Origin of the sequence: Paractinoplanes rhizophilus (assembly GCF_042664765.1) — a bacterium.
GTDB lineage: Bacteria > Actinomycetota > Actinomycetes > Mycobacteriales > Micromonosporaceae > Actinoplanes > Actinoplanes rhizophilus.
In genome coordinates, this window is record NZ_JBHTBJ010000029.1 from 25,552 (window position 1) to 49,698 (window position 24,147).

Consider the following 24,147-nt stretch of genomic DNA (forward strand, 5'->3'; position numbering starts at 1 on the left):
GGCATCGGCATCCGGGTCGGTCAGCAATGCGGCATCGGCATCCTGGTCGGCATCGGCACTGGCGTCAGGGTCGAGGTCGGCGTCGGCAATGGCGTCGGCATCCGAAGCGGGCCGGGACAGGGGCGCGGTGTCCGCGATCGCCTCGGCGCGCGGCGCGGTCGGGCCGGCAGGCGCGGTCGGGCCGGCCAGGTCGGCCCGGGCCGCGATCAGATCGGGGCGGAGCGTCACCGTGCGGGCGGCCGCCAGACCCGCGGCGACCGTGCCGGCGATCTCGGCGGCGTAGAGGCCGTCGGGGTCGTAGTCGGGGTCGAAGACGGTGATCTCGACGCCCAGGCAATGCGGCGACTCGACCAGCCCGGCCAGCAGGATCTCGAGCTCGGGAAACGCGATGCCGCCGGGCGACGGCGCGTCGACGGCCGGCATCACGGCCGGGTCGAGGACGTCCACGTCGACGTGCAGCCAGTAACCGGCGCAGTCGACCAACTGCTCGCGGGCCCACTGGGCGCTGCGGGCAGCACCCTCGGCGCGCAGGGCCGGGACGGCGCGGGTCACGATGCCCGCGGCCTGCAGGTCGAGGCGGTACTCGTCCTGCGCGCGCAGGCCCATGACCACCACGTCGACGTCCCGGAAGTACGGCCGGCGGCCCTCGATCGATGCCAGGTCGGCCTGCCCGCGGCCGGTGACCAGCGCCAGGTCCTCCCCCGCCGCCGCGCCCACATAGGACGCGTTGCCGGGGTGGCGGAAGTCGGAGTGACCGTCCACGAAGACCAGCCCGATCCGGCCGCCGACCGCCTCGCCCAGCCGGTGCATGGCCAAGCCCGAGCCGAGCAGGATCGAGCAGTCCCCGCCGAGGATCACCGGGAACTCGCCGGCGTCGAGGATCCCGCCGATCCGGTCGGCGAGCCGGCGGGAGTATTCGGCGATCTGTGCCGCCTGGGCCACGCCGTCGCCGGGGCGCCAGTCGCCCGGGTCGTACCGCGGCGGGGTCAGGCAGCCGGCGTCGCGGGCACCGAGCTTGGTGAGCAGTCCGTGGTCGCGGAGGGCTCCGGGCGCCTTCGCGCAGCCGGGCACCGAGGTCGCGGTCGGCGGGCGCAGACCGAGATTGGACGGTGCGTCGAGGACTGCGATCCGGCGCACGGAGCCTCCCGCCTAGAAGAGCGCGCTGGCCAGCGCCCGCCGGGCGCCGGCGACCGCAGGGTCGTCCGGTCCGGCCACGCTGAACAGCGAGAGCAGGTGCTTGCGTACGGCGTCCCGGTCGTCCCCGGAGGTGCGCTTGACCAGCGCGACCAGCCGTTCGTAAGCCTTGTCGGCCTGGCCCGAGAGCACCTCGACGTCGGCCGCGAGCGTCTGGGCGTCGAGGTCGTCGGGGTCGGCCTGCGCCGCGGCCAGCGCGGCCGCCGGGTCGTGGCCGTCGACCCGGCGATACAGGGCGACCTGGGCGAGGCCGGACTCGGCCGCCGCGTCGGCGGGCGACTCGGCGAGGATCTTCTTGTACGCCGCCTCGGCCGCGTCGAGGTCGCCCACCATCAGGGCGTCGTCGGCCGCGTCGAGCCGCGGGTCGGCGGCCGGCTCGACCGACACGCCGCCGGCCTTGAGGACGGCGTCCACGTACTGCTTGACCTGCTGTTCCGGGAGGACGCCGGTGAAGCCCTCGACGAGCTGCCCGTTCACCACCGCGACGACCATCGGGATGCCCTGCACGCGCAGCGCCTGGGCCAGCCGCGGGTTGGCGTCCACATCGACCTTGCCCAGCACCCACGAGCCGCCGCCGGCCTGGGCGAGCCGCTCGAGGATCGGCGAGAGCTGCTTGCACGGCTCGCACCAGTCGGCCCAGAAGTCGAGGATGACCGGGGTGCTGAGGGAACGCTCGAGGACGGCCGGCTGGAAGTTGGCCTCGGTGACGTCGATGATCGTTTCGGGCGCGCCGCCCGGGAAGCCCGCGGGGGCGCCGGCCGGTGCGCCGGTGGGCGCGGTGCCGCCGGTCGGCGCGGCCGGGCGGCTCGGGGCCGCCGCCGGGGTGGAGGCCGGGGTGCGCAGCGCGCTGAGATCGACCGCGCCGCGGGTGAAGATCGACGGAGTGGTCCGTGGGTCGCTCATGGTTACCTAGTCTCGCACGCTGACAAGGCGGTTCGCCGTGCCGCGGGGCGGCCGATATCGGACGTCACAACCGCACGATGTCCCGATACTCGACGCCGCCGCGCACTTGCGCAAGATCCCACGAGCCGCACGGACCATGCCGTCCGGTTTATGGGGGTTCAGAAGCGGGCGGGCTCCCGGTAGATGCCCCACTCCCCCTTCAAGGCGCCGCAGATCTCGCCGAGTGTCGCCTCCGCCCGCGCCGCCTCGAGCATGGCGGGGATCATGTTCTCCGAGGTCCGCGCGACGGCCACGAGCCGGTCGAGCGCCGCTTTCACCCGTACGGAATCCCGGGCGGCCCGGCGCTCGCCCAGCTCGCGCCGCTGCACCAGCTCGACCTCGTGGGAGACGCGAAGGATCTCCAGATCCTTCGCCACCGTGCCGGTGTGCGCGTTGACGCCGACGATGCGCTTCTCGTTCTTCTCCAGGGCCTGCTGGTAGACGAAAGCCGCCTCGGCGATGTTGGCGGTGAACCAGCCGTCCTCGATGCCGCGCAGGATGCCCGAGGTGATGCTGCCGTCGGTGCCCAGCTCGCGGATGCGGGCGAAGATCTCCTCGGCCTCGGCCTCGATCCGGTCGGTCAGGGCCTCCAGATACCACGATCCGCCGAGCGGGTCGGCCACGTTGACCACGCCGGTCTCTTCCATCAGCACCTGCTGGGTGCGCAGGGCGATCTCGGCCGACTCGTCGGTGGGCAGCGCGAGCGTCTCGTCGAGGGCGTTGGTGTGCAGCGAGTTCGTCCCGCCCAGGACCGCGGCCAGCGCCTCGACGGCGGTGCGCACCACGTTGTTGACCGGCTGCTGCGCGGTGAGGCTGACCCCCGCGGTCTGCGTGTGGAACTTCAGCCACAGCGCCTTCTCGCTGGTGGCGCCGTAGTCGTCGCGCAGGTGGCGGGCCCAGATGCGGCGGGCCGCGCGGAACTTGGCGATCTCCTCGAAGAAGTCGATGTGCGCGTCGAAGAAGAAGCTGAGCCCCGGCGCGAACTGGTTGACGTCGAGGCCGCGGGACAGCCCGAGCTCGACGTAGCCGAAGCCGTCGGCCAGCGTGTACGCCAGTTCCTGCGCGGCGGTCGATCCGGCCTCGCGGATGTGGTACCCGCTCACCGACAGCGGCTTGTACTTCGGGATCTCGCGGGCGCAGTACTCCATCAGGTCGCCGATCAGGCGCAGGTGCGGCTCGGGCGCGAAGAGCCACTCCTTCTGCGCGATGTACTCCTTGAAGATGTCGGTCTGCAGCGTGCCGTCCAGCTTGCTGAGATCGGCGCCCTGCCGCTCGGCGGCCACCAGGTACATCACGAAGATCGGCACGGCCGGCCCCGAGATGGTCATGCTGGTGGTGACGTCCTGCAGCTTGATGCCGTCGAAGAGCACGTCCATGTCGGCGGCCGAGTCGATCGCCACGCCGCAGTGGCCCACCTCGCCGAGCGACTGCGGGTCGTCGGAGTCGCGGCCCATCAGCGTCGGCATGTCGAACGCGACGCTGAGCCCGCCGCCGCCGGCCGCGAGGATCATCTTGTAGCGCTCGTTGGTCTGCTGCGCGTTGCCGAAACCCGCGAACTGGCGGATGGTCCAGGTGCGTCCGCGATATCCGGTCGGATAGAGACCCCGGGTGTACGGGAACTCGCCCGGCCACCCGATGCGCTCGAAGCCCGGGTAGCCCGCACCCTCGGGCGGCCCGTAGACGGGGTCGACTGACGAGCCGGAAAGTGTGGTGAAATCGGCGTCCCGCTTGCGAGAGGCGTCAAAGCGCCGTTGCCAGCGCTCCCGGCCGGCGGCGATGTCGGCAGCATCCATGCAGCCATCGTAAGGCAAACCTGAACGATCCCTAAGGCCGACTCAAACCCGGTGGTCGAGGATCCACGCCTGGGGGTTGCCCTTGCGGTAGAGCATCCTCATGACCAGCGGAAGCAGCGCGTCACGGATGGCCGCGCCGATCGGGCCGGCGGTCTTGCCGCTGCCGTTGCGGCGCCCGACCGCCACCACCTTTTCCACCCGGGCGCGGCGAGCTTGCTCGTAAGCGGCCAGCGCGCCGGGCAGGTCGCCGGGGCAATCGGCCAGGCAGCGGCCCAGCACGACCGCGTCCTCGATCGCCATGGAGGCGCCCTGACCCGAGGACGGTGCCACGGCGTGGGCCGCGTCGCCGGCCAGCACCACCCGATCGGAGTGCCAGACCGGGACGCGGCGCAGGTCGTCGGTGTTCCACGGGCCGATGGCCACGTCGGTGGCGCGGATGATCGCGGCTGCGGGCAGGGCGTCGCCGGCGAACAGGTCGATCAGGTGTGCCCGCCAGGACTCCGGGGTGAAGTCGCCGGGGCGCACCAGGGTCTTGCTGGGCGGGTTGGCGAACCACCAGACCGCGCCGTCGGGGGCCACCGACCAGCCGAAGAAGGCCCGGCGGCCGAAGGCCATGTGCATCAGGCCGGGCGTGCGGTCGAGCTCGGCCCCGACCGGGCGGTCGGTGAAACCGCCGGCGTTGAGCAAGCCCAGATAGGTCGGCGCCGGGCCGTCCGGATTCAGGACCTCACGCGTGCGCGATCGCAGGCCGTCGGCGCCCACCAGCAGGTCGGCCTCGGCGGTCGAGCCGTCGGCGAAGGACGCGGCGACGCCGTCGCGGTGCTCGGCGTAGCCGGTGAGCCTGCGGTCGTACTCGATCGGGATGCCGCGGGCGGCGGCCTCGGCGCGCAGAGCCGCATAGAGATCGGCGCGCCGGATGGTGGTGGTGACCGTGCCGTCGGCGGCAGGGCCGCCCAGCGGGAGCAGGGCCAGGCGGCGACCGGCGTTGTTGACCATGGCGAGGGTCGGGGTGGCGAAGCCGGCCGCGAGCACCCGGGCCGGGTCGAGGTCGAGGGCGCGCAGGGCGGCCAGGCCGTTGACCGCGACGGTCAGGAAGGCGCCGCGCTCGTCGGCGACCCCCTCGGCGCGGGACTCGAGCAGGCGCGGCTGCCAGCCGGCGCGATGCAGGGCGATGGCGGCGACGGTGCCGGCGACGCCCCCGCCGGCCACGAGAGCTCGTTTCGCGGTGGCCTCAGTAGTCATGTGATGACTATTCATACCATGACTATGCGATGTCAACCCCGTAAGCTGATCAAATGCAGGGAGACCCGCCCCGGCCGGAGCCGCGCCGCTCGACGCTCGGCCTGGTGCTGCTGGCGCTGCTGACCGAGGCGCCGATGCACCCGTACCGGATGCAGCAGGTGATCAAGGAGCGCGGGCAGGACCAGCTGGTCAACGTGGCCCAGCGAAACAGCGTCTATCAGGCGCTCGATCGGCTCGTGCGCGACGGCCTGGCCCGGCCGGCCGGTGTCGCCCGCGAGGCCGGGCGCCCCGAGCGCACCGTCTACGAGATCACCGACGCCGGCGCGGCGGCCATGCACCGCTGGATCACCGAGATGCTGCCCACGCCGGCGCGCGAGTTCCCCGAGTTCCCGGCGGCGCTGGCCTTCCTGCCCCCGCTGGCGCCGGCGCTGGTGCGCGACCTGCTGATGGCGCGGATGGAAGCGCAGGAGGAGCGCCTGGCCGCGATCCGGGAGCAGGCGCCGCCGGGCCTGCCGCGGCTGTTCCTGATCGAGGACGAGTACCGCGCGGCCATGCTGACCGCCGAGATCGAGTGGCTGCGCTCCGTCGTGGCCGACCTCGAGGGTGGCCGGCTCACCTGGGACCGGGAGCTGATCGAGCGGACGCTGCAGGCGTTCGGGTGACGGGTCTCAGAGGCCCTTGATGAGCTCGTCGGCCGCCGCGTACGGGTCCAGCTCGCCGGCCGCGACGGCCGCCGCGAGCGTGCTCAGCGCCGTACCCTCGCGGAGGTTGCCGATCCGGGCACGCAGCGTGCCCAAGGCGATCGCCTCGACCTCCACCGCCGCCCGTCGCTCGCGACGGGTCGTGAGATTGCCGCTCGACTCGAGCCACGCCCGGTGCTTGCCGATCGCCGTCACGACGTCGTCGATGCCCTCGCCGCGCACCGCCGTCGCCCGCACCACCTGGGGACGCCATTCGCCGGCGGCCCGCTCGGCCAGGCCCAGCATGCCCTGGATGTCGCGATAGGTGGCGTCGGCCCCGGGACGATCGGCCTTGTTGATGACGAAGACGTCGGCGATCTCGAGGACGCCGGCCTTGACCGCCTGGATCGCGTCGCCCATCCCGGGAGCGAGCAGGACCAGGGTCGTGTCGGCGAGCGAGGCGATCTCCACCTCGGCCTGGCCGACGCCGACCGTCTCGACCAGGATCACCTCGCAGCCCGCGCCCTCGAGCACGCGGACCGCCTGGGGCGTGGCGGCGGAGAGGCCGCCGAGCTGGCCCCGGCTGGACATCGACCGGATGTAGACGCCGCGGTCGACGGTGTGCTCCTGCATGCGCACCCGGTCGCCGAGGATCGCGCCGCCGGTGAACGGGCTGGACGGGTCGACGGCGAGCACCCCGACCCGGCGGCCCTCGGCGCGCAGCGCCCGCACCAGCTCGTTGGTCGTGGTGGACTTGCCCACCCCGGGCGAGCCGGTGAGGCCGACGATCTGGGCGTGCCCGGCGTAGGGCGCGAGGGCCGCGGCGACCTCGGGCAGCGCCGGATCGCCGTTCTCCACCAGGCTGATCAGCCGGGCCACCGAGCGGGCGTCGCCCTCGCGGGCCCGCGCGACCAGGGTGGGCACGTCATGGCGACGGCTCACGAACGCGCCTCCGGAGCCGAGCGGCGCCGGCCCGGACGCACGTGGCCCAGGCTCACGCGGCGGGCGCCTTGATGATGAGCGCGTCGCCCTGGCCCCCACCGCCGCAGAGGCCGGCCGCGCCGAGGCCCCCGCCGCGCCGCTTGAGCTCGAGTGCCAGCGACAGCACCAGCCGGGCGCCGGACATGCCGATCGGGTGACCGAGCGCGATCGCCCCGCCGTTGACGTTGACGATCTCGCTGGTGACCCCGAGCTCGCGGGTCGACTGGATGCCGACCTGGGCGAACGCCTCGTTGATCTCGATCAGGTCGAGGTCGGCGACCGCGAGCTGCGCCTTGCGCAGCGCGTGCTTGATCGCGTTGGCCGGCTGGGACTGCAGCGACGAGTCGGGGCCGGCCACGTTGCCGTGCGCGACGATCTCGGCGAGCCAGGTCAGACCCAGCTCCTCGGCCTTGGCCCGGCTCATCACCACGACCGCGGCGGCGCCGTCGGAGATCGGGGAGGCGCTGCCGGCCGTGATGGTGCCGTCCTTCGCGAACGCGGGACGCAGTTTGGCCAGCGACGCGGCGGTCGCGTCGGGCCGGACGCCCTCGTCGGTGTCGACCACGATGTCGCCGCCGCGCTGGGCGATGGTGATCGGCGCGATCTCCTCGGCGAAGTGGCCGTTCTTCTGCGCGGCGGCGGCGCGCTGGTGGCTCAGCGCCGCGAACTCGTCCTGCTGTTCGCGGGTGATGCCGAGCTGGGCGCCGCTGCGCTCGGTGGACTCGCCCATCGCGATGCCGTCCCACGGGTCGGTGAGCCCGTCGTACGCCATGTGGTCGCGCACCGTCACGTCGCCGAACTTGGTGCCCTGGCGCTGGTTGATCAGGTGCGGCGCGTTGGTCATCGACTCCATGCCGCCGGCCACCACGATCTCGAACTCGCCGGCCCGGATGAGCTGGTCGGCCAGGGCGATCGCGTCGAGCCCCGAGAGGCACACCTTGTTGACCGTGAGGGCCGGCGTGGTCATCGGGATGCCGGCGGCGACCGCGGCCTGCCGGGCGGTGATCTGGCCGGCGCCGGCCTGCAGGACCTGGCCCATGATCACGTACTCCACCTGATCGGGGCGCACGCCGCCGCGCTCGAGCGCGGCCCGGATCGCGTGGCCGCCGAGGGCGGTGCCGGTGAGGGACTTCAGGTTGCCGAGGAGGCGGCCCATCGGGGTGCGGGCGCCGCTGACGATTACCGAGGAGGTCACGGCTGGTCGCTTTCGTCCTGAACGGTGGTTCAAGTAAGACTAGTGGCATGACCGAGGCCCCATCCAGCGCCCCCGCGAATGTCACAACGAGCCGGCCTCGACTGCCCGACGTCGAGCTGCTGCGCGTCGATCACGTCGGGATCGCCGTCGCCGATCTCGACGAGGCGAAGAGGTTCTACGCCGAGACGTTCGGCATGCGGGTGGTGCATGAAGAGACGAACGAGGAGCAAGGCGTGCGGGAGGCCATGCTGGCCGTCGGCGACGGCGCCGGCCCGCGGGTCCAGCTGCTCGCCCCGGCCCGGCCCGACTCGGCGATCGCCAAGTTCCTCGACCGCGGCGGGCCTGGCCTCCAGCAACTGGCGTACACGGTCGCCGACGTCGAGGCGACCGCGGCGGCGTTGCGTGCCCGGGGGCTCCGGCTGCTCTACGACACCCCGCGGCGGGGCACGGCCGGCTCGCGGATCAACTTCGTGCACCCCAAGGACGCGGGCGGGGTTCTGGTGGAATTGGTGGAGCCGCCCCGTTGATCCGTCTTCCGGGTGAATCATCCTGACGGAGCGGCGCGTGGCCTGGCAGGATCGGTGGCATCGAGCCCGGCGAGATGCCCGAACCTCGGATACAGCAGGTGACGGGCGGCTTGCCTGCGCTGCCCGAACGGCGGACGGCCTCGTCGAAGGGCAGCTCAAAGCTGATCTACGTGTCTTTTCCGATGCCGGTCCGCTCTTGCGTGGCTGGTGCGTCTTCGCCAGGATGGCCCAATGCCTCAGCAGCAGGATCAGAACTTGGCATTTTTCGACGGTGCGAACTCCCAGACCGACTTCACCGTCGTCCTCCGCGGCTACGACCGCGGACAGGTCGATGCCCACCTGGGCCGGCTCATCGCCGCGCTCAATCAGGCGCAGCAGGCCCAGGGCGAGGCCGAGCAGCGGATGAATGACGCGCAGCGCCGTCTGCGCCAGGCCGAGCAGCGGCTCAACGCCGTGGAGCAAAAGCTGGCCGACAGCAACAAGCTGCTGGAGGAGAACAACCGGCCGACGCTCTCCGGGCTGGGCACCCGGGTCGAGCAGATCCTGCGGCTGGCCGAGGAACAGGCGAACGATCACCGCAGCGAGGCGAAGCGGGAGTCCGAGGGCATCCTCTCGGCGGCCCGGCTCGAGGCACGCGAGATCACCGACAAGGCGCGCGCCGAGGCCGCCGCCATGAAGGCGTCCGCCGAGCGCGAGGCCGGCCAGGTGCGCACGCACGCCGAGCGGGAGGCGGCCGAGGCCCGCGTCCAGGCCCGGCGCGAGGCCGACACGCTGCGGTCCGACGCCGACCGCGAGACCAAGCAGCTGCGCACGGTCACCGCGCACGAGGTCGCCGAGCTCAAGTCGACCGTGGAGCGTGAGGTGGCGTCGCTGCGCGCGACCGCCGAGCGCGAGATCACCCAGCTGCGCGCCAAGGCGTCCCGCGAGGCCGAGGAGAAGCGCGCCGAGGCGACCAAGCTGCTGACCGACGCGCGCGACAAGCGCGACAAGGACCTCCAGGCCCTGGCCCTCGAGATCGCCGAGCGCCGGGAAAAGGCCGAGCGCGAGGAGTCGCAGCGGCACGCCGCCCAGGTCAACGCGACCCAGAAGATGGTGGCCGAGGCCGAGGAGCGCGCCCGGGCCGCCGAGGACCGCGCCAAGGAGATCGAGCAGCGCGCCGAGCAGCGCCGGGTCGAGTCCGAGCGCAACGCGGTCGAGACCACCGAGAAGTCCCGCGCGCTCGCGGAAAAGACGGTGTCCGAGGCCCGCGCCGAGGCGCAGCGGCTGATGAGCGAGGCCCGCACCGAGGCCGAGCTGACCACCCAGGCCGCCCGCCGCGAGGTGGAAGACCTCACCCGGCAGAAGGACGCCGTCACCAACCAGCTCGGGCAGATGTTGTCCGGCCTGTCGGGCCTGGTGCCCGGCGCCCCCGCGAAACCGGCCGAGGCCGCCAAGGCCGCCGAGACGCCGGCCCAGCGCACTCCCGACGCCGACAAGAACGGGGCAGCAGACAAGCCGGTGGCAGCCAAGTCCAACTCCTGAGTCGTTCGCCACTGACCGCTGCGGTTGCGTACCTGTCGCGGGTACGCCACGGTTGATTGGTCGGCCGCTACACATCGATCGGGGCCGTATCGGAGTTTCTCCGGTGCGGCCTGGCTCGTTTTGCGCGCGTAGCCTAGCTCTGGCGAAGGCCGGCTCAGACAAATCACAACTAGGCGCATACTCCGCCCAGGACGGTGTGTATCCGTCCTTGACGGGACGATGCGTATGTGAGGATGGACAGCATGTCGCACGGCGGTGAAATCTTCGGTCTCGGCGGGGACGCGGCCACCGAGCCCAGCTTCGAGACCGCCCTGCGGGGTTATGAGAAGAAGCAGGTCGAGCGGTACGTGGCGCGGGCCGAGAACGAGATAGCCGCGCTGGCCGCCGAGCGGGAACAGGCGTACGCCCAGATCCAGGGCATGGCCGCGCAGATCGAGCGCCTGCAGCAGGAGATCACCCAGGTCCGTCGCAACGGCGGCATCGGCCCCGAGGTCTCCTTCCGCCACCTGGGCTCGCGGGTCGAGCAGATCCTCACGCTGGCCGAGGAGCAGGCCGAGGCGATCAAGGCGTCCGCCACCGACGACATCGCCGCCCGGCTGGCCGAGGCCGAGCGGATCCGGGCCGAGGCCGAGAAGCACGCCCACGAGGGCATCCGCGATTTCGAGATCGCCCTGGCCGCCCGGCGCGCCGACGAGGAGCGCGCCGACGCCGCCAAGCGCGCGGCCTCGGAGAAGGCGCTGGCCGCCGCCCGCCAGTCGGCCGAGCAGATGCGCGCCGAGGCCGAGAACACGCTGGGCCGGGCCCGGGCCGAGGCGAAGCAGCTCACCGAGCAGACCGCCCGCGACGCGCAGCGGGTGCGCGCGGAGGCCGAGGGTTACGCCCAGTCCACCCGGATGCAGGCCGACCAGGAGGTCAAGGCGCTCCGCGACCGGGCCCAGCAGGAGATCAACGCCCGCCGGGCCGAGGCCGAGCGGGAGCACGCCGAGCTGCGCGCCGGTGTGGAGCGGGAGCTCGGGCAGCGCCGCCAGGCCGCCGCGCAGGAGCTGGCCCAGCAGCGGGCCGCCGTCGAGAAGCAGTGCGCCGATCTGCGCAGCGAGGCCGACAAGTACGCCGAGGAGGTGCTGCGCCGCTCCGACGAGCAGGCCACCGCCGTACGCAAGGAGGTCGCCGCGCAGCAGGACAAGATGGCCAAGGCCGCCGCCGGTCTCGAGGCCGCCCAGGCCAAGGTCGCCGACGCCGAGCGTCAGCTCGCGGCGGCGCAGGACCGCGCGCGCACCGGCGAGGAAGAGGCCGTGCAGGTCGAGAAGCGCCTCGCCGGGGTGCGCAAGGAGCTGGAGTCCGAGCTGGAGCGGGTGGCCGAGGCCAAGCGGGCCGGCGAGGCCGCCGAGCGGCACGCCGCCGGGGTGCGCCGCCAGGTGCAGCGGGAGGCGAAACGGGTGGCCGAGCTGGCCGCCGCCGCCGTGCTCGCCGCCGCTGCCTCGCCCGACGACAAGGACGACAGCGACGACAAGGACGACGCGGGCGACAAGCCGGACGCGGGTGGCCCGGTCGGCGCGCACGCCGCCACCGAGCCCACCGGCCAGCACGCGGCCAAGGTCAGCGCATCGGCGAAGGTCACGGTGCCGCCCGCGACCCGGGTGGGTGCGGACGCCGACTAATATGTGCGGCGCCGATCGGCGTCGATCTCCGCCGGCCAGATCGGCGGGGAGGAATCACCCGGGTGACCGCAGACGACGAGACGCAGATCGAAGCGCCCGCCGAGGACGCCGTCGAGCAGGCCGAGGACGATGGTCGTTTCGGGCACCCCGGGCCGCCGATCGACCGGCGCAACCCGTTCATGATCGGCCTGCTGGGCGGGCTCGGCCTCATCGTCGCGTACGCGATCTTTCTGGGCGTCCGCAACGCCGCGTCGATCCTCGTGCTGATCTTCATCGCGGCCTTCCTCGCCATCGGGCTCAACCCGGCGGTGAGCTGGCTGCGGGGATGGGGCATCCCGCGCGCCGGCGCGGTCGCGATCGTGGCGCTGGCCGTGCTCGCTCTGCTGGTCGGCGGGCTCATCGCGCTGATACCGCCGCTGGTCACCCAGACCAACGAGCTGATCAAGAACGTGCCCGACTACCTCCAGCAGCTGCAGCGCAACCAGACGGTCAACGACCTGGTCGAGCGCTACGACATCATGGAAAAGGTCACCAGCGCGGTCAACGCGGGCACGGTCGGCAACGCCGTCGGCGGCGTGGTGGGCGGGGCCAAGCTGCTGTTCGGCACGATCTTCAACACGCTCACCGTGCTGGTGCTGACGATCTACTTCATGGCGGCCTTCGACCGGATGCGCAACAGCGCGTACTCGCTGGTGCCGGCTTCGCGGCGGGACCGGGTGCGGCTGCTCACCGACGAGATCCTCACCAAGGTCGGCGCCTACATGGTGGGCGCGCTCGCGATCGCGGTGCTGGCCGGCTTCAGCTCGTTCGTGCTGGCCATGATCCTCGAGCTGGCCTATCCGTTCGCGCTGGCCGTGGTGGTCGCCGTGTGCGACCTGATCCCGCAGATCGGCGCCACCCTCGGCGCGATCGTGGTCAGTCTGGTGGGCTTCGCCTCGTCGCTGAGCGCCGGCATCGTCTGCGTGATCTTCTTCATCATCTACCAGCAGGTGGAGAACTACCTGATCTACCCGAACGTGATGCGCCGGTCGGTGAAGGTGAGCGATGTCGCGGCCGTGGTGGCGGCCCTGCTCGGGGTGGCGCTGTTCGGCGTGATCGGCGCGCTGGTGGCGATCCCGATGGTGGCCGGCATTCAGCTGATCATTCGCGAGGTCGTGGTGCCGAGTCAGGAGAGCCGCTGAGCGGTCCGGGCACCGGCACGTCGGCGAACGCGGCGACCGTGCGGTCGGCGTACGCGTTCATGTCGCCGTTCTCCATCGGGCCGTCCCAGGTCCGCGGCAGCGGGACCGGGACGCCCGGAGCGACCCTTTTCACCACCTCGTCGAGCACGGTCTCGGCGTCGCCGACCCAGAGGTGTTTGCCGCCGTCCACCGGGACGACTTCCGCCAGGCCGGCAAAGCGTTCATATGCCTCGGGCGGCCGCAGATAGTCATCGAACTCGGGGACGATGGCGGTCACCGGCTTGCCGCTCGCCTGCCACTTGATCAAGTCGGACTTGTCGGAGAAGCGCAGCGGCGGCGAGAGCAGGATGGCGCCGGCCACCGCGGGGTCGAGGCCGTGCATGAGGGTCAGGTCGGTCCCGAACGACCAGCCGAGCAGCCAGATGTTCGGCAGCTCCGCGAATTCGGCGAACTCGATGGCGGCCGCCACGTCGTACTTCTCGCCGACCGCGCCGTCGAAGGCGCCCTCGGAGGTCCCGCGCACGCTGCTGGTCCCGCGCGTGTTGAAGCGCAGCACAGCTATCCCGGCGAGGGCCGGCAGCCGCCACGCCGCCTTGCGGAAGACGTGACTGTCCATCATGCCGCCGTGCGTGGGCAGCGGATGCAGGCACACCAGCGTCGCGACCGGGTCGCGGTCAAGCGGGCGGGCCAGCTCGCCGACCAGCCGGAGACCGTCGGCGGTGTGCAGCTCGATGTCCTCCCGTACAGCCGGCAGGATCGAGTTCGCACGGATCTGATTGGTGCTCATGGGCAAGTCTTCAGTCCTTTTATGGGCGGTGGGCGGGGCGGTCGGAGGGCTTACCCATAGCGGGGGGCGTTGCGCGAGCGCTCCACCCCCGGGCCGCGCCGGTCACGTGCCCTCCAGCAGCCGGTGTGCCAGTGCCTGCGGTCGGTGAGGTCGCCGCGCTCGTCGGCCGGCCACGCCACCACGTGCGCCACGCCCGGCCGGATCTCCTGCATACAACCCGGGCACCGGTACGTCTTGGCCGCGGAACCGCCGAAAACCGAGCGGACCGTCCACTCGCCGTCCTGCCATTGCTGCACGCCGTCGATGCCCCTGCGGACCCGTTCCTCTTCCAACGGCTCCGGGGCATGGCGGCGGGGATGATTTCGGCGCGGCACGCGTCAAGAGTACGTAGTGACTGGGCAGTAACAAGCGCCGTAGACTCCGCACATGACGGCTACTCGCGTTCCCGGCGTGCCGGCGATCGAAGACGGCGTGCTCATCTCCACCAACCCCGCCACCGGCGAGGAAGCGGGCCGCGTGCCGGTCGCCTCGCCCACCTCGATCGCCGACGCCGTCCGGCGGGCGCGCGAGGCCGCCACCTGGTGGCAGGCCCTCGGGTACGACGGGCGCAAGGACCGCCTGCTGCGCTGGCGCTCGCTGATCGTCCAGCGGATCGACGAGCTGGCCCAGCTCACCAGCCTCGAGACCGGCAAGCCGGACGCCGACGCGATCATGGAAACCGTCGCGGCGATCGAGCACCTCGACTGGGCCGCCCGCCACGCCCGGAAGGTTCTCGGCCCCCGGCGCACCCGGACCCGGGTGCTGCTCGCCGAGCACACCGGACACCTCGAATACCAGCCGTACGGCGTGGTCGGCGTGATCGGCCCCTGGAACTACCCGATCGTCACCCCGGTCGGCCCGATCTGCGGCGCCCTCGCGGCCGGCAACGCGGTCGTCTTCAAGCCCAGCGAGTACACCCCGATCGTCGGTCAGTGGCTGGTCGACACGTTCGCCGAGGTGGCGCCCGAGCAGCCGGTGCTGCAGGCGGTGCACGGCCTGGGCGACGTGGGCGCCGCGCTCTGCCGCGCCGAGGTCGGCAAGGTGGCGTTCACCGGCTCCACCGCCACCGCCAAGAAGGTAATGGCCGCCTGCGCGGAAAATCTGGTCCCGGTGGTGATCGAGGCCGGCGGCAAGGACGCGCTGATCGTCGACGCCGACGCCGACATCCCCGCGGCCGCCGACGCCGCCGTCTGGGGCGGCATGACCAACGCCGGGCAGACCTGCATCGGCATCGAGCGGGTGTACGCGGTCGCGCCCATCTACGACAGCCTGGTCAACGAGATCGTCGCCAGGGCCGGCAAGCTGCGCACGGGCGAGGAGATCGGCCCGATCACGATGCCGCGCCAGATCGACGTCATCCGCGAGCACATCGACGACGCCCTGGCCAAGGGCGGCAAGGCGGTGCTCGGCGGGGCCGGGGCGGTGCAGCCGCCGTACGTGGCGCCGACCGTGCTGGTCGACGTGCCGGCCGACTCGTCCGAGATCCGCGACGAGACCTTCGGCCCGACCCTGACCATCACCAAGGTCGCCGACGCCGACGAGGCGATCCGGTTGGCCAACGACACCGCGTACGGTCTCGGCGGCGCCGTCTTCGGCAAGCGCGACGCGATCCGCATCGCCCGCCGGCTGCGCTCCGGCATGGTCTCGGTCAACTCGACCCTGACCTTCGTCGGCATGGGCAACCTGCCGTTCGGCGGCGTCGGCGACTCCGGCTTCGGCCGCATCCACGGCGAGGACGGCCTGCGCGAGTTCGCCATCCCCAAGTCCATCACCGTCCGGCGGGCCCGGTCGCTGTTCCCCTCGACGACCTTCGACCGCACGCCCGCCCAGGTGCGCCAAATCGTCAAGGCCGTGAAGCTGCTCTACGGACGCCGCTCGTAAGCTGGCGGGGTGGTAGATCATCACCCCGCGGCCGTCGAGGTCGAGGACCTGCACGTCAGCTACGGCGCCACGCCGGTGCTGACCGGCGTCGCGCTCACCGTCCCGGCCGGCGGCGGCGTCTGCGTGACCGGCGAGAACGGCATCGGCAAGTCCACGCTGCTGCGCTGCGTGAGCAGCCTCCAGCAGCCCGACTCCGGCGAGATCCGGGTCTTCGGCGGGGCGCCCGGCGCGACCCCCGAGTTCTGGCGGGCCGTGGTCACCACCGTCGAGCCCCCGACCTGGTATCCCGGGCTCACCGTGCGCGAGCACGTCGAGCTGGTCTGCCGCGCCAACGGCCAGGATCCCGAGCAGGCCGGCATCGACGAGGCGCTCGAGCGGTTCGGGCTGACCGGCCACGCCGACGCGATCCCGCCGTCGCTCTCGTCCGGTCAGAAGCAGCGGCTCACGCTGGCCGTCGCGCTGATCCGCCCCAGCTCGCTGCTGATCCTCGACGAGCCCGAGCAACGCCTCGACCCGGACGGCCGCAAGGAGGTGGCCGCCCTGCTCGCCGATTACGTGGCCGGCGGCGGTTCGCTGCTGATGGCCAGTCACGACGAGGAGTTCGCGGCCGCCTCCGGCGCCGAGGTGACCACGATGGAGTCGCTGAGCGCATGACCTCGGCAACCGTTCCGCTGGCCCCGGTCCGCCGCTGGATCAGCCGCCGCCAATCCGCCCACCGCGAGCGCGGCGCGACCGCCGGCAACATCTACTTCGCGCTGCTCTTCGTGGCCGTGGTCGGCGGCATGGTGCACAAACAACTCGCCGTGGTCTTCTGGCCGACCGCCCCGAACGCCTCCCGCCTGGCCGCTGCCTCCCTCGTTCCGGTCCTGTTCGGCCTGCTCTACCTGGCGCTGCGCCGCTTCGGCCCGCTGGCGCTGAGCCGTCCGGCCGCTTCCTGGCTGCTGCCCGCGCCGGTGAGCCGTCGCCGCCTGTTACTTCCGTCGTTGCGACTGACCGCGATCGTCGCCGCCATCGTGGGCGCGCTGGCCGGCCTCGCGATCGTCGGCCACGCCGCACCGCGCACCCTCGGCGGCCCGCAGGTCTGTCTGCTGGCGACCGGCGCGGCCCTGATCGGCATCGCGTTGCTGCTGGTCGCGCTGGCCGCGCAGGCGGGTGGCCGCTGGGGCGACCGGGTGGACGCGCTGGTCTCGCTGCTGCTGGCCGCCGGCCTGGCCGGCCTGATCGCCGACTCGACCTCCGGCGGTGACGTCCCGGCCATCGGGTGGCCGCCGGCCCCGGTGCTGCTTCCGCTGGTGGGCACGCTTGCGCTGGCCGTCGGCTCACTCTTCGCCTTTTCCGTACGCGGACTCGCGCGCACCCCCAACGAGCGCATCCTCGAGGCCGCCAAGACCGCCGGCACCCTGTTCGACACGGCCTTCGGCGTCGAGCCGTCCTTCCTCACCGACATGATCGAGCGACGCTACTGGGCCCACCGCCGCCTGCGCTCGGTCCGCTTCCCCGCCCGCCTGCCCGTGCTGGTCACCCAGGACGTGCTGCTGGTCGTACGACGCCGCAAGCGACTCCTCTGGCTGGCACTTCTGGCCGCCCTGCCGGTCCTGCTGGGCCACGCCCCGCACTGGCTGATCGGCGTGGCCGTCCTGATCGGCGCCCTGCTGGCCGCCTCCACCTCGGCCGGCAACGTCAAGACGGATGCCGGCAACCCCGTCCTGCTGCGCCTGCTCGGCCTGAGCTCGCGCCGGGCGATCAGCCAGCGCCTGTGGGTGCCCGGCGTGCTCGCCGCGCTCTGGTCGGCTCTCGCGCTCGGCCTGCTCACCGCCCTGGGCGAGCTGCCCGCCGGCCAGTGGTGGGCGCTGGGCCTGGCCGTGGGCCCGGTCGGCGCGGTGGCGGCGGTCCGCCGGGCTCGGGTCGGCTTCGTCCGCAACGAGCTGCTCCCCCTGGACACTCCGATGGGGACGGTGTCGACCGGCCCGCTGGTGAACGCCGCGATCGGCCCGGATGCCCTGCTGCTGGGCCTGCCGGCCCTGGTCGAGATCGCCCAGGGCCACCCGCTGTCCTGGAACACCGTCCTGATCCAGGCCGTCGTCGGCGGGATCGGCGCCCGCGCCTACATCACCGGCACCACGTCGAACGAGCGCGTCGAGCTGAGCGCCCGTTAGCGGCACCGCGGCGCCGGGGCCCTGCTGTCGCGGTGCTGGTTCAGTTGATGCGGCTCCCACCATGTGGCGCCGGCGGCCGCAGAATGGGACCGCTCCCGCATGCTGGCCGGCCGTCCTCAGTGCTGAACCTTCGTCGCCACAATGCGGGAAACTCCACCGATGGCCGCCCGACTTATCCGCCTATTCCGGAAGGGTGATCGCGCCCGGCGCCGAAGAATGATGAGTTGCCGCGCAACCCTCGCACCCACTTATCAAGATCCGGTGCGACAAGCGCGAGCGAGCTCGGAGAGGCAGCGACGCGCGGGGAGAGGCGGCAACGCGGGGCGAGGCGGCAACGCGAGGCGGCGAGGGCGGGGCGACGCGAGGGGCGAGGCGAGCTTAGAAGAGGGTGAGCTCGTCTTTCGCCATGCCGCGGAGCTTGTCGTAATCGACGACCACGCAGCGGATGCCTCGGTCGGTGGCCAGGACCCGGGCCTGGGGCTTGATCTCCTGGGCCGCGAAGACGCCCTGGACCGGGGCCAGCAGCGGGTCGCGGTTCATCAGCTCGAGGTAGCGGGTCAGCTGCTCGACGCCGTCGATCTCGCCCCGGCGTTTGATCTCGACGGCGACCGAGCCGCCGTCGGCGTCCTTGCAGAGCAGGTCGACCGGGCCGATGGCGGTCATGAACTCGCGGCGCACCAGGGTCCAGCCCGCGCCGAAGGTGTCGGGGTGTGCGGCCAGCAGCTCCTGGAGGTGGGCCTCCACACCGTCCTTGACCAGGCCGGGGTCGACGCCCAGCTCGTGCGAGGTGTCGTGCAGGATCTCCTCCAGGGTGATCCGCAACTCCTCGCCGGCCTTGTTGACGACCTTCCACACGCCGGGGGCCTCGTGCAGCTTGCAGGGCGGGCTCATCCAGTTCAGCGGCTTGTAGGCGCGGTCGTCGGCGTGGATCGAGACCGAGCCGTCGGCCTTGACCATCAGCAGCCGGGTGGCGGGAGGCAGATGGGCGGAGAGCTTGCCGACATAGTCGACCGAGCATTTCGCGATGACCAGGCGCACCCGGCGACAGTACCGGAGAGCTCGCGAGGGGATGACATGCTGGGGTTGTGCTCGAAGCATTGACCGGCACGGGTCTCGCCGCATCGGCGGGGCTGAATGCCTACATCCCCCTGATGGTGATGGGCCTGCTGGCCCGCTACACCGATCTGATCGACCTTCCCACCGGCTGGACCTGGCTGGGCAACGGCTGGGTGCTCGCCATCCTGGCCGTGCTGCTCGCCGTCGAAGTGGTGGCCGACAAGGTGCCGGTGGTCGACCACGTCAACGACGTGGTGCAGACCGTGGTGCGGCCGACGGCCGGCGGGCTTGTGTTCGGCGCCGGGTCGGGGGCGCAGACGGTGACGGTCAGCGACCCGGGCTCGTTCTTCACCTCGCACCAGTGGGTGCCGGTGGTGGCCGGCGTGCTGATCGCGCTCGGCGTGCACGGGATCAAGGCGGCGGCCCGGCCGGTGGTCAACGTGAGCACGGCCGGATTCGGGGCGCCGGTGGCGTCGACGGTGGAAGACATCGGCAGCGTTCTGATGTCGGTCCTGGCCATCCTCATGCCGATATTGGTCCTGGTCGGACTCGGTTTGCTGGTCTGGGTGGTGGTCCTGATCGTGCGCCGGCGCCGGCGGCGGCGGCAGATCGCGGCTTCCGGTGGCGCACGACTGTTTGGTTGACTTCTCCGGTGCCCGCCGTCGCCGTGCCCGTCTTCGCCATCTCCTGGTGGGCGGCCTGCTACCTGATCGGCCGCGATCCGGCGCGCGGTCCGTCCGCCCGCGCGGCCGCGGCGCTCCTGGCGTACGCGATCGGGGTCTTGACCTGGACCCTCGCTCCTGGCTCGGCCACCGCCGAGATCTTGCTCTGCGTGCCGGCGCTGTGCTGGGCCGGCACCGCGGTCGCGCTGCTGCCCAAGCTCGTGCCGGAGCGCCGCCAGATCGACCTGGGCTGGCTGATCCTCACCGTGCCGTTCCTGCTGATGCTGGTGGCGCTGCCGTCGGCCGGGCGGCTGGTGGTGATCGCGCCGCTGGCCGGCGGCGTGGTGCTGCTCTGGCGGTTCCGCGATCAGGTGGAACCGACCATCCTGCCGGCCGCCCTCGCCGTGGTGGCGGCGCTGTACTCGGCCGGGCTGGCGGCGTTGCTGCTGGTCGACGTGGGCGCGCCCGAGCTGGTGATCGTGGCGCTCGGGGTCGACCTACTGACGCTCGGCTTCCTGGTCGCGATCGCCGACGCGCTCGACGTGGGCGAGCGGCTGCGGCCCGACCTGATCCGCTCGCTGGCCGCGGCGCTGCTCGGCGTGGTCGCGGTCGGGGCGCCGGCCACGCTGACAATGCTGGCCGCGCCCGGCACGACCGTGACGGTGCTGCAGTTCGTGCTGGTCGCCGGCGTGATGACCGCGATCGGGCTGATCGGGCAGCTGCGCTGGTGGCTGGACGCGATCGCGTTCCGGCACGACAAGCGGCTGCGGAAAGATCGCGCGGCGCTGCTGGCGCTCACCGAGGCGCTGCCCCGGCGGCGGTCGCGGCACCGGCTGATCGACGTCCGGAAGCCCGAGTTCCTGCGCTTCACCCGGCAGGCGCTGGACAACTACGGGCGGCTCGGCCGGCTCATGCGCAGCCCGCTCACCAGCCTGCCCGCGGTCGACCGGCGGCTGTCCGGCCTGACCATCGAGCAGCCGCTGGCACGGGCCATGGAGCTGCGGGCGGTGTTGCAGGAGGGTGTGGACCGGCTGCGGCCGGCCGGGGAGTTCGCGACCACCGACGAGTGGCGGCACTACAACGCGCTGCACTTCTGCGTCATTCTGGGCCTGGATCCGTACGCCCGGAAGCACCGCACCGACGGGCTGGACCGGGAGTCGCGGCGGGCGCTCGACTGGATGCGCCGCTATGTGCCCCGGGGCTCGCTGCGGCGCTGGCAGGAGGAGGCGTCCGCGATCGTGGCCCGCCGGCTGTGGGACGAGCTGACCCACACGGATCCGCGCTGGCTTACCCGGGTCACGACACGCAGCACATAATCGCCACACTCGGGGCAAAATCGGTAAAATCCCCCATCGTGAGTCACCGCAACGCGCTGGTCGCCGCCGTCCGGCAGGAGCTGGCCGAGGCGCGCGGTGCCGCGCGGGCGGTGCTGGCCGCGGCCGAGACCGCCCGCGGCGAGGCGCAGACGCGGCGGCAGCTGGTGCGCGACGCGTACGGCACCTGCCTGAACCAACTCGCCGAGGCACGCGAGACCGCGCGCCGCGACATCCAGCGCCGTTTCCAGTACGAGACCGCGAAGCTGGCCGGCAACGTCCGCCGGGTCGCCGCCCTCAGCGCGACCGGAGCGGCCGCGGCGCCGTGGCGACTCTGGGCGCCCAGCGAGCCCGAGCGCGGCGGGCGCCCCGGCCTGCTGCGGATCGGCACGCTCGCCCTCGACGACGCGGCGCCGCTGCCCGCGCTGATCCCCCTGCTCGACGCGGCCCACCTCGACCTCGCGGGCCCGGCGCCGGCGGCCGACGGCCTCATCACCGGGCTGCTCCTGCGGGCGCTCGGCAGCACCCGGCCGGGCGACGTCCAGCTCACTGTCTACGACCCCGAGCACCTCGGCGGGACGCTGGCCGCGTTCGCGCCGCTCGGGATCAGCTTCGTCGGGCCGGGCGGGCTCGGCGCGATGCTCGACGAGCTGGTCGAGCACATCTGCCGGGTGAACGAGACCGTGCTGGCCGGCAACGCCCTGCCCGCGCCCTGGCGCGTGGTGGTGCTGCTCTGCGACACGCCCGAGCTCGCGGCCGGCCATCGGGCCCAGCTCGATCGGATCACCCGGACCGGCGTGACCTGCGGGGTGCACCTGATCGTGCGCGGGGCACGGCTGGCCGACCACGAGACCGTGGTGCGGATCGACCTGGACGCGAAGAAGTGCGACATCACCGGCGAGCTGGAGATCTCCTTCGATCCGCCGCCGCCCGCCGATCGGGTCGTCTCGTTCTGCAGGGAGACGGCCGAGCGGATGCGGGCCGGGCCACCGCCCGCCCAGCTCGCCGACCTCTCCCCGGCCACGTTCTGGGCCGAGTCGTCGGCGCACGGCCTGACCGCGCCGATCGGCGACAGCACCGACGGCTCGCTCATCGAGGTGCCGCTCGGCGACGACCCGCCGCACGCGCTGATCGGCGGCCCGTCCGGTTCGGGCAAGACCAACCTCATCTACGCCTGGCTGGCCGCGCTCGCCACCCGGTACGGCCCGTCCGAGCTCGCGCTCTATCTGCTCGACTTCAAGGAGGGCGTGTCGTTCGCCCGGTTCGTGCCGGGGCCGCGCGACCCGAGCTGGCTGCCGCAGGTGCGACTGGCCGGCATCAACGTCAACGGCGACCGCGAGTTCGGGCTCGCCATGCTGCGGCATCTCGGCGAGGAACTGCGCACCCGGGCCCAGGCCGCCAAGCGGCACGACGCCACCAAGCTCGCCGAGCTGCGCGCCGAGGACCCCGCCGGCGTGTGGCCGCGCATCGTCGCCGTCGTCGACGAGTTCCAGGTGCTGCTCGGCGGCCGGGACGCGGTCGCCGACGAGGCCGTCACCCTGCTCGAGGACCTGGCCCGGCGCGGCCGCTCGCAGGGCATCCACCTGATCCTCGCCTCGCAGGACGTCTCCGGCATCGAGGCGCTGTGGGGGCGCTCCGGGCTGATCGGCCAGTTCACCCTGCGGATCGCCCTGCCCAAGGCGCGCCGCATCCTGGCCGACAACAACCTGGCCGCGGCGGTCATCCCCCGGCACCACGCGGTGGTCAACACCGAGTCGGGCACCGCCGGGGCGAACGTCGTGGTCCGGCTGCCGGACGCCGGGGACCGGCTGATCTGGCGGACGCTGCAACGCCGGCTCTGGCGGCTGCGCCCGGAGGGGTGCGAAGAGCCGCGGCTCTTCGACGGCGACGCCGTGCCGCGGCTGCCGGCGTCCTGCCGCCCGGCCGGGCTGGTGCCGGACGCCGCGACGCCGGTGGGCTCCTCGCCGGGGGCGGTGCTGGGCGAGCGGATCGACGTGGCGGCCCGGCCGGCGCGGCTGCGCCTGGGCCGGATGCCGGGGCGCAACCTGGCGGTGCTCGGCACCCGCACCGACGAGGCGTGCGACGTGCTGGCGGCCGCGGCGCTGTCGCTGGCCGCGCAGGGCCCGGCGCACTTCAGCATCGTCTGCCTCGATCCGGACGCGGCCGGCCCGGCGGCCCGGCTGATCGCCGAGCTGCCGTCGGCCGACTGGTTCGACGCCCTGGTGGAAGCGCCCGGCCTCGGCATTCCGCACTACGTGATCGGGTACGCGCTGGACGCCGCGGTGGACGCGGGCACGCTGCGGCGATTGCTCACCGACGGTCCGGAGCAACGCACGCACGTTCTCGGCTGGTGGCGATCGGTGTCGCGGCTGCGCGACAGCCTGGGCGGGCCGGCCAGCCGGCTGGACGCGATCGGCGCCTGGGTCGCGCTCGACGTGCAGGGCGCCGACCTGGCGCCGTTGTACCCGCAGCCCGGCGGGCCGGCCTGGTATCCGCGCAGCCGCCGGGCCCTGTTCTTCGACCGGTCGGTGCACCGCACGCCGGAAGTGATCATCCCGTACGAGGTGAACAGTGACCACACGTGACCGGCACCCCATCGGCCGCGACTACCAGCTGATGGTCAGTGCCCTCGCCGAGGCGTCCCGGCGGCGCGAGGCCGAGCTGAGCGGCGCGGAGCGGGCCTACCAGGAGAACGCGTCGCAGGCCGCCGGCGAGCTGGCCCGGGCCGAAGGGGACGCGCAGTCGGCCGATCGGTGGGCGGGCGCCGCCGCGGCCCAGGTGCTCGACGTGGACCGCGAAGCGGCGCGGCTGTGGGACCAGCTGCGACGGGCGCGCGGGATCCGGATGCGTTCGCTGGGCGAGGTGCCGGAGCCGGTTCCGATGGAAGCGCTGCCCCGGGTGGCGTTGCCACGCACGCCGGCACCGGCCGATTCCACGGTTCTGCCGTCGGTGCCGGCGGCGGATTCGCCGCGGGTGCTGCTGGCCCGGGCGGCGTCCAGGATCGACGTGACCGTCTCGCCCGCCGGGCGGCGGGCGCTGCCGCGCTGGGCGCTGCCGCTGCTTCCGGTGGTGGGCGCGCTGGTGGCGGCGCTGGCGGGTCTGGTCGCCTCCGGCTTGGTGACGTTCGGGGGTACGGGTGTCTGGGGCGGCCCGGTGCTGCGGGGCCTCGGGTGGCTCGCCTTTCTGGCGGCGCCCTCAGCCGGGGTGCCGGTGGCGGCCATGTCGGCGCATCGATGGCTGGAGGCCAAGCTGGACATCGGCGGGATCGGGCTGACCCTGCTGGGCGGCATGATCGCGGCGACGCTGATGTCCCTGGCCTTCGCCGCCGCCCATTGAGGC

At 72.8% G+C, this 24,147-nt stretch carries 20 protein-coding genes and 1 pseudogene; 12 read left to right on the forward strand and 9 right to left on the reverse strand.

The window, feature by feature from the left end; all coding sequences use genetic code 11:
• Nucleotides 1-212 precede the first annotated feature (212 nt).
• The 4 genes and pseudogenes from ACFQS1_RS29325 to ACFQS1_RS29340 all read right to left on the reverse strand — a co-directional run.
• A pseudogene (locus ACFQS1_RS29325) lies at nt 213-1,137 on the reverse strand (arginase family protein); the annotation flags it as partial.
• 12 nt (nt 1,138-1,149) lie between these two features.
• Entirely contained in the window at nt 1,150-2,097 is a 948-nt protein-coding gene (locus tag ACFQS1_RS29330; protein WP_378974580.1) for a tetratricopeptide repeat protein, read from the reverse strand.
• A 158-nt stretch (nt 2,098-2,255) separates the two neighbouring features.
• Nucleotides 2,256-3,929 (reverse strand): acyl-CoA mutase large subunit family protein, encoded by a 1,674-nt coding sequence (locus tag ACFQS1_RS29335; RefSeq protein WP_378974582.1) that lies wholly within the window; start codon nt 3,927-3,929, stop codon nt 2,256-2,258.
• 42 nt (nt 3,930-3,971) lie between these two features.
• Nucleotides 3,972-5,171 carry an FAD-dependent oxidoreductase gene (locus ACFQS1_RS29340; RefSeq protein ID WP_378974584.1) on the reverse strand — a complete coding sequence of 400 codons (1,200 nt, stop codon included), beginning with the start codon at nt 5,169-5,171 and terminating at the stop codon, nt 3,972-3,974.
• Between the two features lie 53 nt (nt 5,172-5,224).
• Here ACFQS1_RS29340 and ACFQS1_RS29345 point away from each other — a divergent pair, with 53 nt between their 5' ends.
• Complete coding sequence (locus tag ACFQS1_RS29345) at nt 5,225-5,833, forward strand: PadR family transcriptional regulator (protein WP_378974586.1); 609 nt, start codon at nt 5,225-5,227, stop codon at nt 5,831-5,833.
• Between the two features lie 6 nt (nt 5,834-5,839).
• On the opposite strand, the gene meaB is transcribed toward ACFQS1_RS29345, so the two are convergent.
• Both meaB and ACFQS1_RS29355 read right to left on the reverse strand, forming a co-directional pair.
• Nucleotides 5,840-6,793 (reverse strand): methylmalonyl Co-A mutase-associated GTPase MeaB, encoded by a 954-nt coding sequence (gene meaB, locus ACFQS1_RS29350; RefSeq protein ID WP_378974588.1) that lies wholly within the window; start codon nt 6,791-6,793, stop codon nt 5,840-5,842.
• Between the two features lie 52 nt (nt 6,794-6,845).
• Nucleotides 6,846-8,027 carry an acetyl-CoA C-acetyltransferase gene (locus ACFQS1_RS29355; RefSeq protein WP_378974590.1) on the reverse strand — a complete coding sequence of 394 codons (1,182 nt, stop codon included), beginning with the start codon at nt 8,025-8,027 and terminating at the stop codon, nt 6,846-6,848.
• Nucleotides 8,028-8,074: 47 nt separating this feature from the next.
• Between ACFQS1_RS29355 and mce the strand changes: the two genes are divergently transcribed.
• From mce to ACFQS1_RS29375, 4 genes are all read left to right on the forward strand, one after another.
• Entirely contained in the window at nt 8,075-8,554 is a 480-nt protein-coding gene (mce, locus tag ACFQS1_RS29360) for a methylmalonyl-CoA epimerase (RefSeq protein WP_378974592.1), read from the forward strand.
• Between the two features lie 231 nt (nt 8,555-8,785).
• Entirely contained in the window at nt 8,786-10,075 is a 1,290-nt protein-coding gene (locus tag ACFQS1_RS29365; protein WP_378974595.1) for a DivIVA domain-containing protein, read from the forward strand.
• A 242-nt stretch (nt 10,076-10,317) separates the two neighbouring features.
• The gene (locus ACFQS1_RS29370) at nt 10,318-11,733 is read left to right on the forward strand and encodes a coiled-coil domain-containing protein (protein WP_378974597.1); all 1,416 of its coding nucleotides are present in this window, start codon (nt 10,318-10,320) and stop codon (nt 11,731-11,733) included.
• On the forward strand, nt 11,679-12,914 hold the full coding sequence (locus tag ACFQS1_RS29375) for an AI-2E family transporter (protein ID WP_378974741.1): 1,236 nt from the start codon (nt 11,679-11,681) through the stop codon (nt 12,912-12,914). Before ACFQS1_RS29370 ends, ACFQS1_RS29375 begins: the two co-directional genes overlap by 55 nt.
• On the opposite strand, the gene ACFQS1_RS29380 is transcribed toward ACFQS1_RS29375, so the two are convergent.
• Together ACFQS1_RS29380 and ACFQS1_RS29385 are read right to left on the reverse strand one after the other, a co-directional pair.
• The gene (locus ACFQS1_RS29380) at nt 12,874-13,701 is read right to left on the reverse strand and encodes an alpha/beta hydrolase (protein ID WP_378974599.1); all 828 of its coding nucleotides are present in this window, start codon (nt 13,699-13,701) and stop codon (nt 12,874-12,876) included. The genes ACFQS1_RS29375 and ACFQS1_RS29380 overlap by 41 nt on opposite strands.
• Nucleotides 13,702-13,751: 50 nt before the next feature.
• Complete coding sequence (locus ACFQS1_RS29385; protein WP_378974601.1) at nt 13,752-14,075, reverse strand: hypothetical protein; 324 nt, start codon at nt 14,073-14,075, stop codon at nt 13,752-13,754.
• Nucleotides 14,076-14,127: 52 nt separating this feature from the next.
• Between ACFQS1_RS29385 and ACFQS1_RS29390 the strand changes: the two genes are divergently transcribed.
• Genes ACFQS1_RS29390 through ACFQS1_RS29400 form a run of 3 tightly spaced genes read left to right on the forward strand, consistent with a single transcriptional unit; the run spans nt 14,128 to nt 17,777 of the window.
• Nucleotides 14,128-15,621 carry an aldehyde dehydrogenase family protein gene (locus ACFQS1_RS29390; protein ID WP_378974604.1) on the forward strand — a complete coding sequence of 498 codons (1,494 nt, stop codon included), beginning with the start codon at nt 14,128-14,130 and terminating at the stop codon, nt 15,619-15,621.
• A gap of 9 nt (nt 15,622-15,630) precedes the next feature.
• Nucleotides 15,631-16,275 (forward strand): ABC transporter ATP-binding protein, encoded by a 645-nt coding sequence (locus ACFQS1_RS29395; protein ID WP_378974606.1) that lies wholly within the window; start codon nt 15,631-15,633, stop codon nt 16,273-16,275.
• On the forward strand, nt 16,272-17,777 hold the full coding sequence (locus tag ACFQS1_RS29400; RefSeq protein ID WP_378974608.1) for a DUF6297 family protein: 1,506 nt from the start codon (nt 16,272-16,274) through the stop codon (nt 17,775-17,777). Before ACFQS1_RS29395 ends, ACFQS1_RS29400 begins: the two co-directional genes overlap by 4 nt.
• A 378-nt stretch (nt 17,778-18,155) precedes the next feature.
• Here the strand turns inward: ACFQS1_RS29400 and nucS are convergent, their stop codons facing one another.
• Nucleotides 18,156-18,815 (reverse strand): endonuclease NucS, encoded by a 660-nt coding sequence (gene nucS / locus ACFQS1_RS29405; RefSeq protein ID WP_378974610.1) that lies wholly within the window; start codon nt 18,813-18,815, stop codon nt 18,156-18,158.
• Nucleotides 18,816-18,862: 47 nt separating this feature from the next.
• Here nucS and ACFQS1_RS29410 point away from each other — a divergent pair, with 47 nt between their 5' ends.
• Genes ACFQS1_RS29410 through ACFQS1_RS29425 form a run of 4 tightly spaced genes read left to right on the forward strand, consistent with a single transcriptional unit; the run spans nt 18,863 to nt 24,144 of the window.
• Entirely contained in the window at nt 18,863-19,477 is a 615-nt protein-coding gene (locus ACFQS1_RS29410; RefSeq protein ID WP_378974612.1) for a DUF4126 domain-containing protein, read from the forward strand.
• 8 nt (nt 19,478-19,485) lie between these two features.
• The gene (locus ACFQS1_RS29415; RefSeq protein ID WP_378974615.1) at nt 19,486-20,811 is read left to right on the forward strand and encodes a hypothetical protein; all 1,326 of its coding nucleotides are present in this window, start codon (nt 19,486-19,488) and stop codon (nt 20,809-20,811) included.
• A 35-nt stretch (nt 20,812-20,846) separates the two neighbouring features.
• Nucleotides 20,847-23,393: an FtsK/SpoIIIE domain-containing protein gene (locus ACFQS1_RS29420; RefSeq protein ID WP_378974743.1), complete on the forward strand. Its 2,547-nt coding sequence runs from the start codon at nt 20,847-20,849 to the stop codon at nt 23,391-23,393.
• Nucleotides 23,380-24,144, forward strand: coding sequence for a hypothetical protein (locus ACFQS1_RS29425; RefSeq protein WP_378974617.1), 765 nt, complete (start codon nt 23,380-23,382; stop codon nt 24,142-24,144). Before ACFQS1_RS29420 ends, ACFQS1_RS29425 begins: the two co-directional genes overlap by 14 nt.
• The last annotated feature ends 3 nt before the right edge of the window (nt 24,145-24,147 follow it).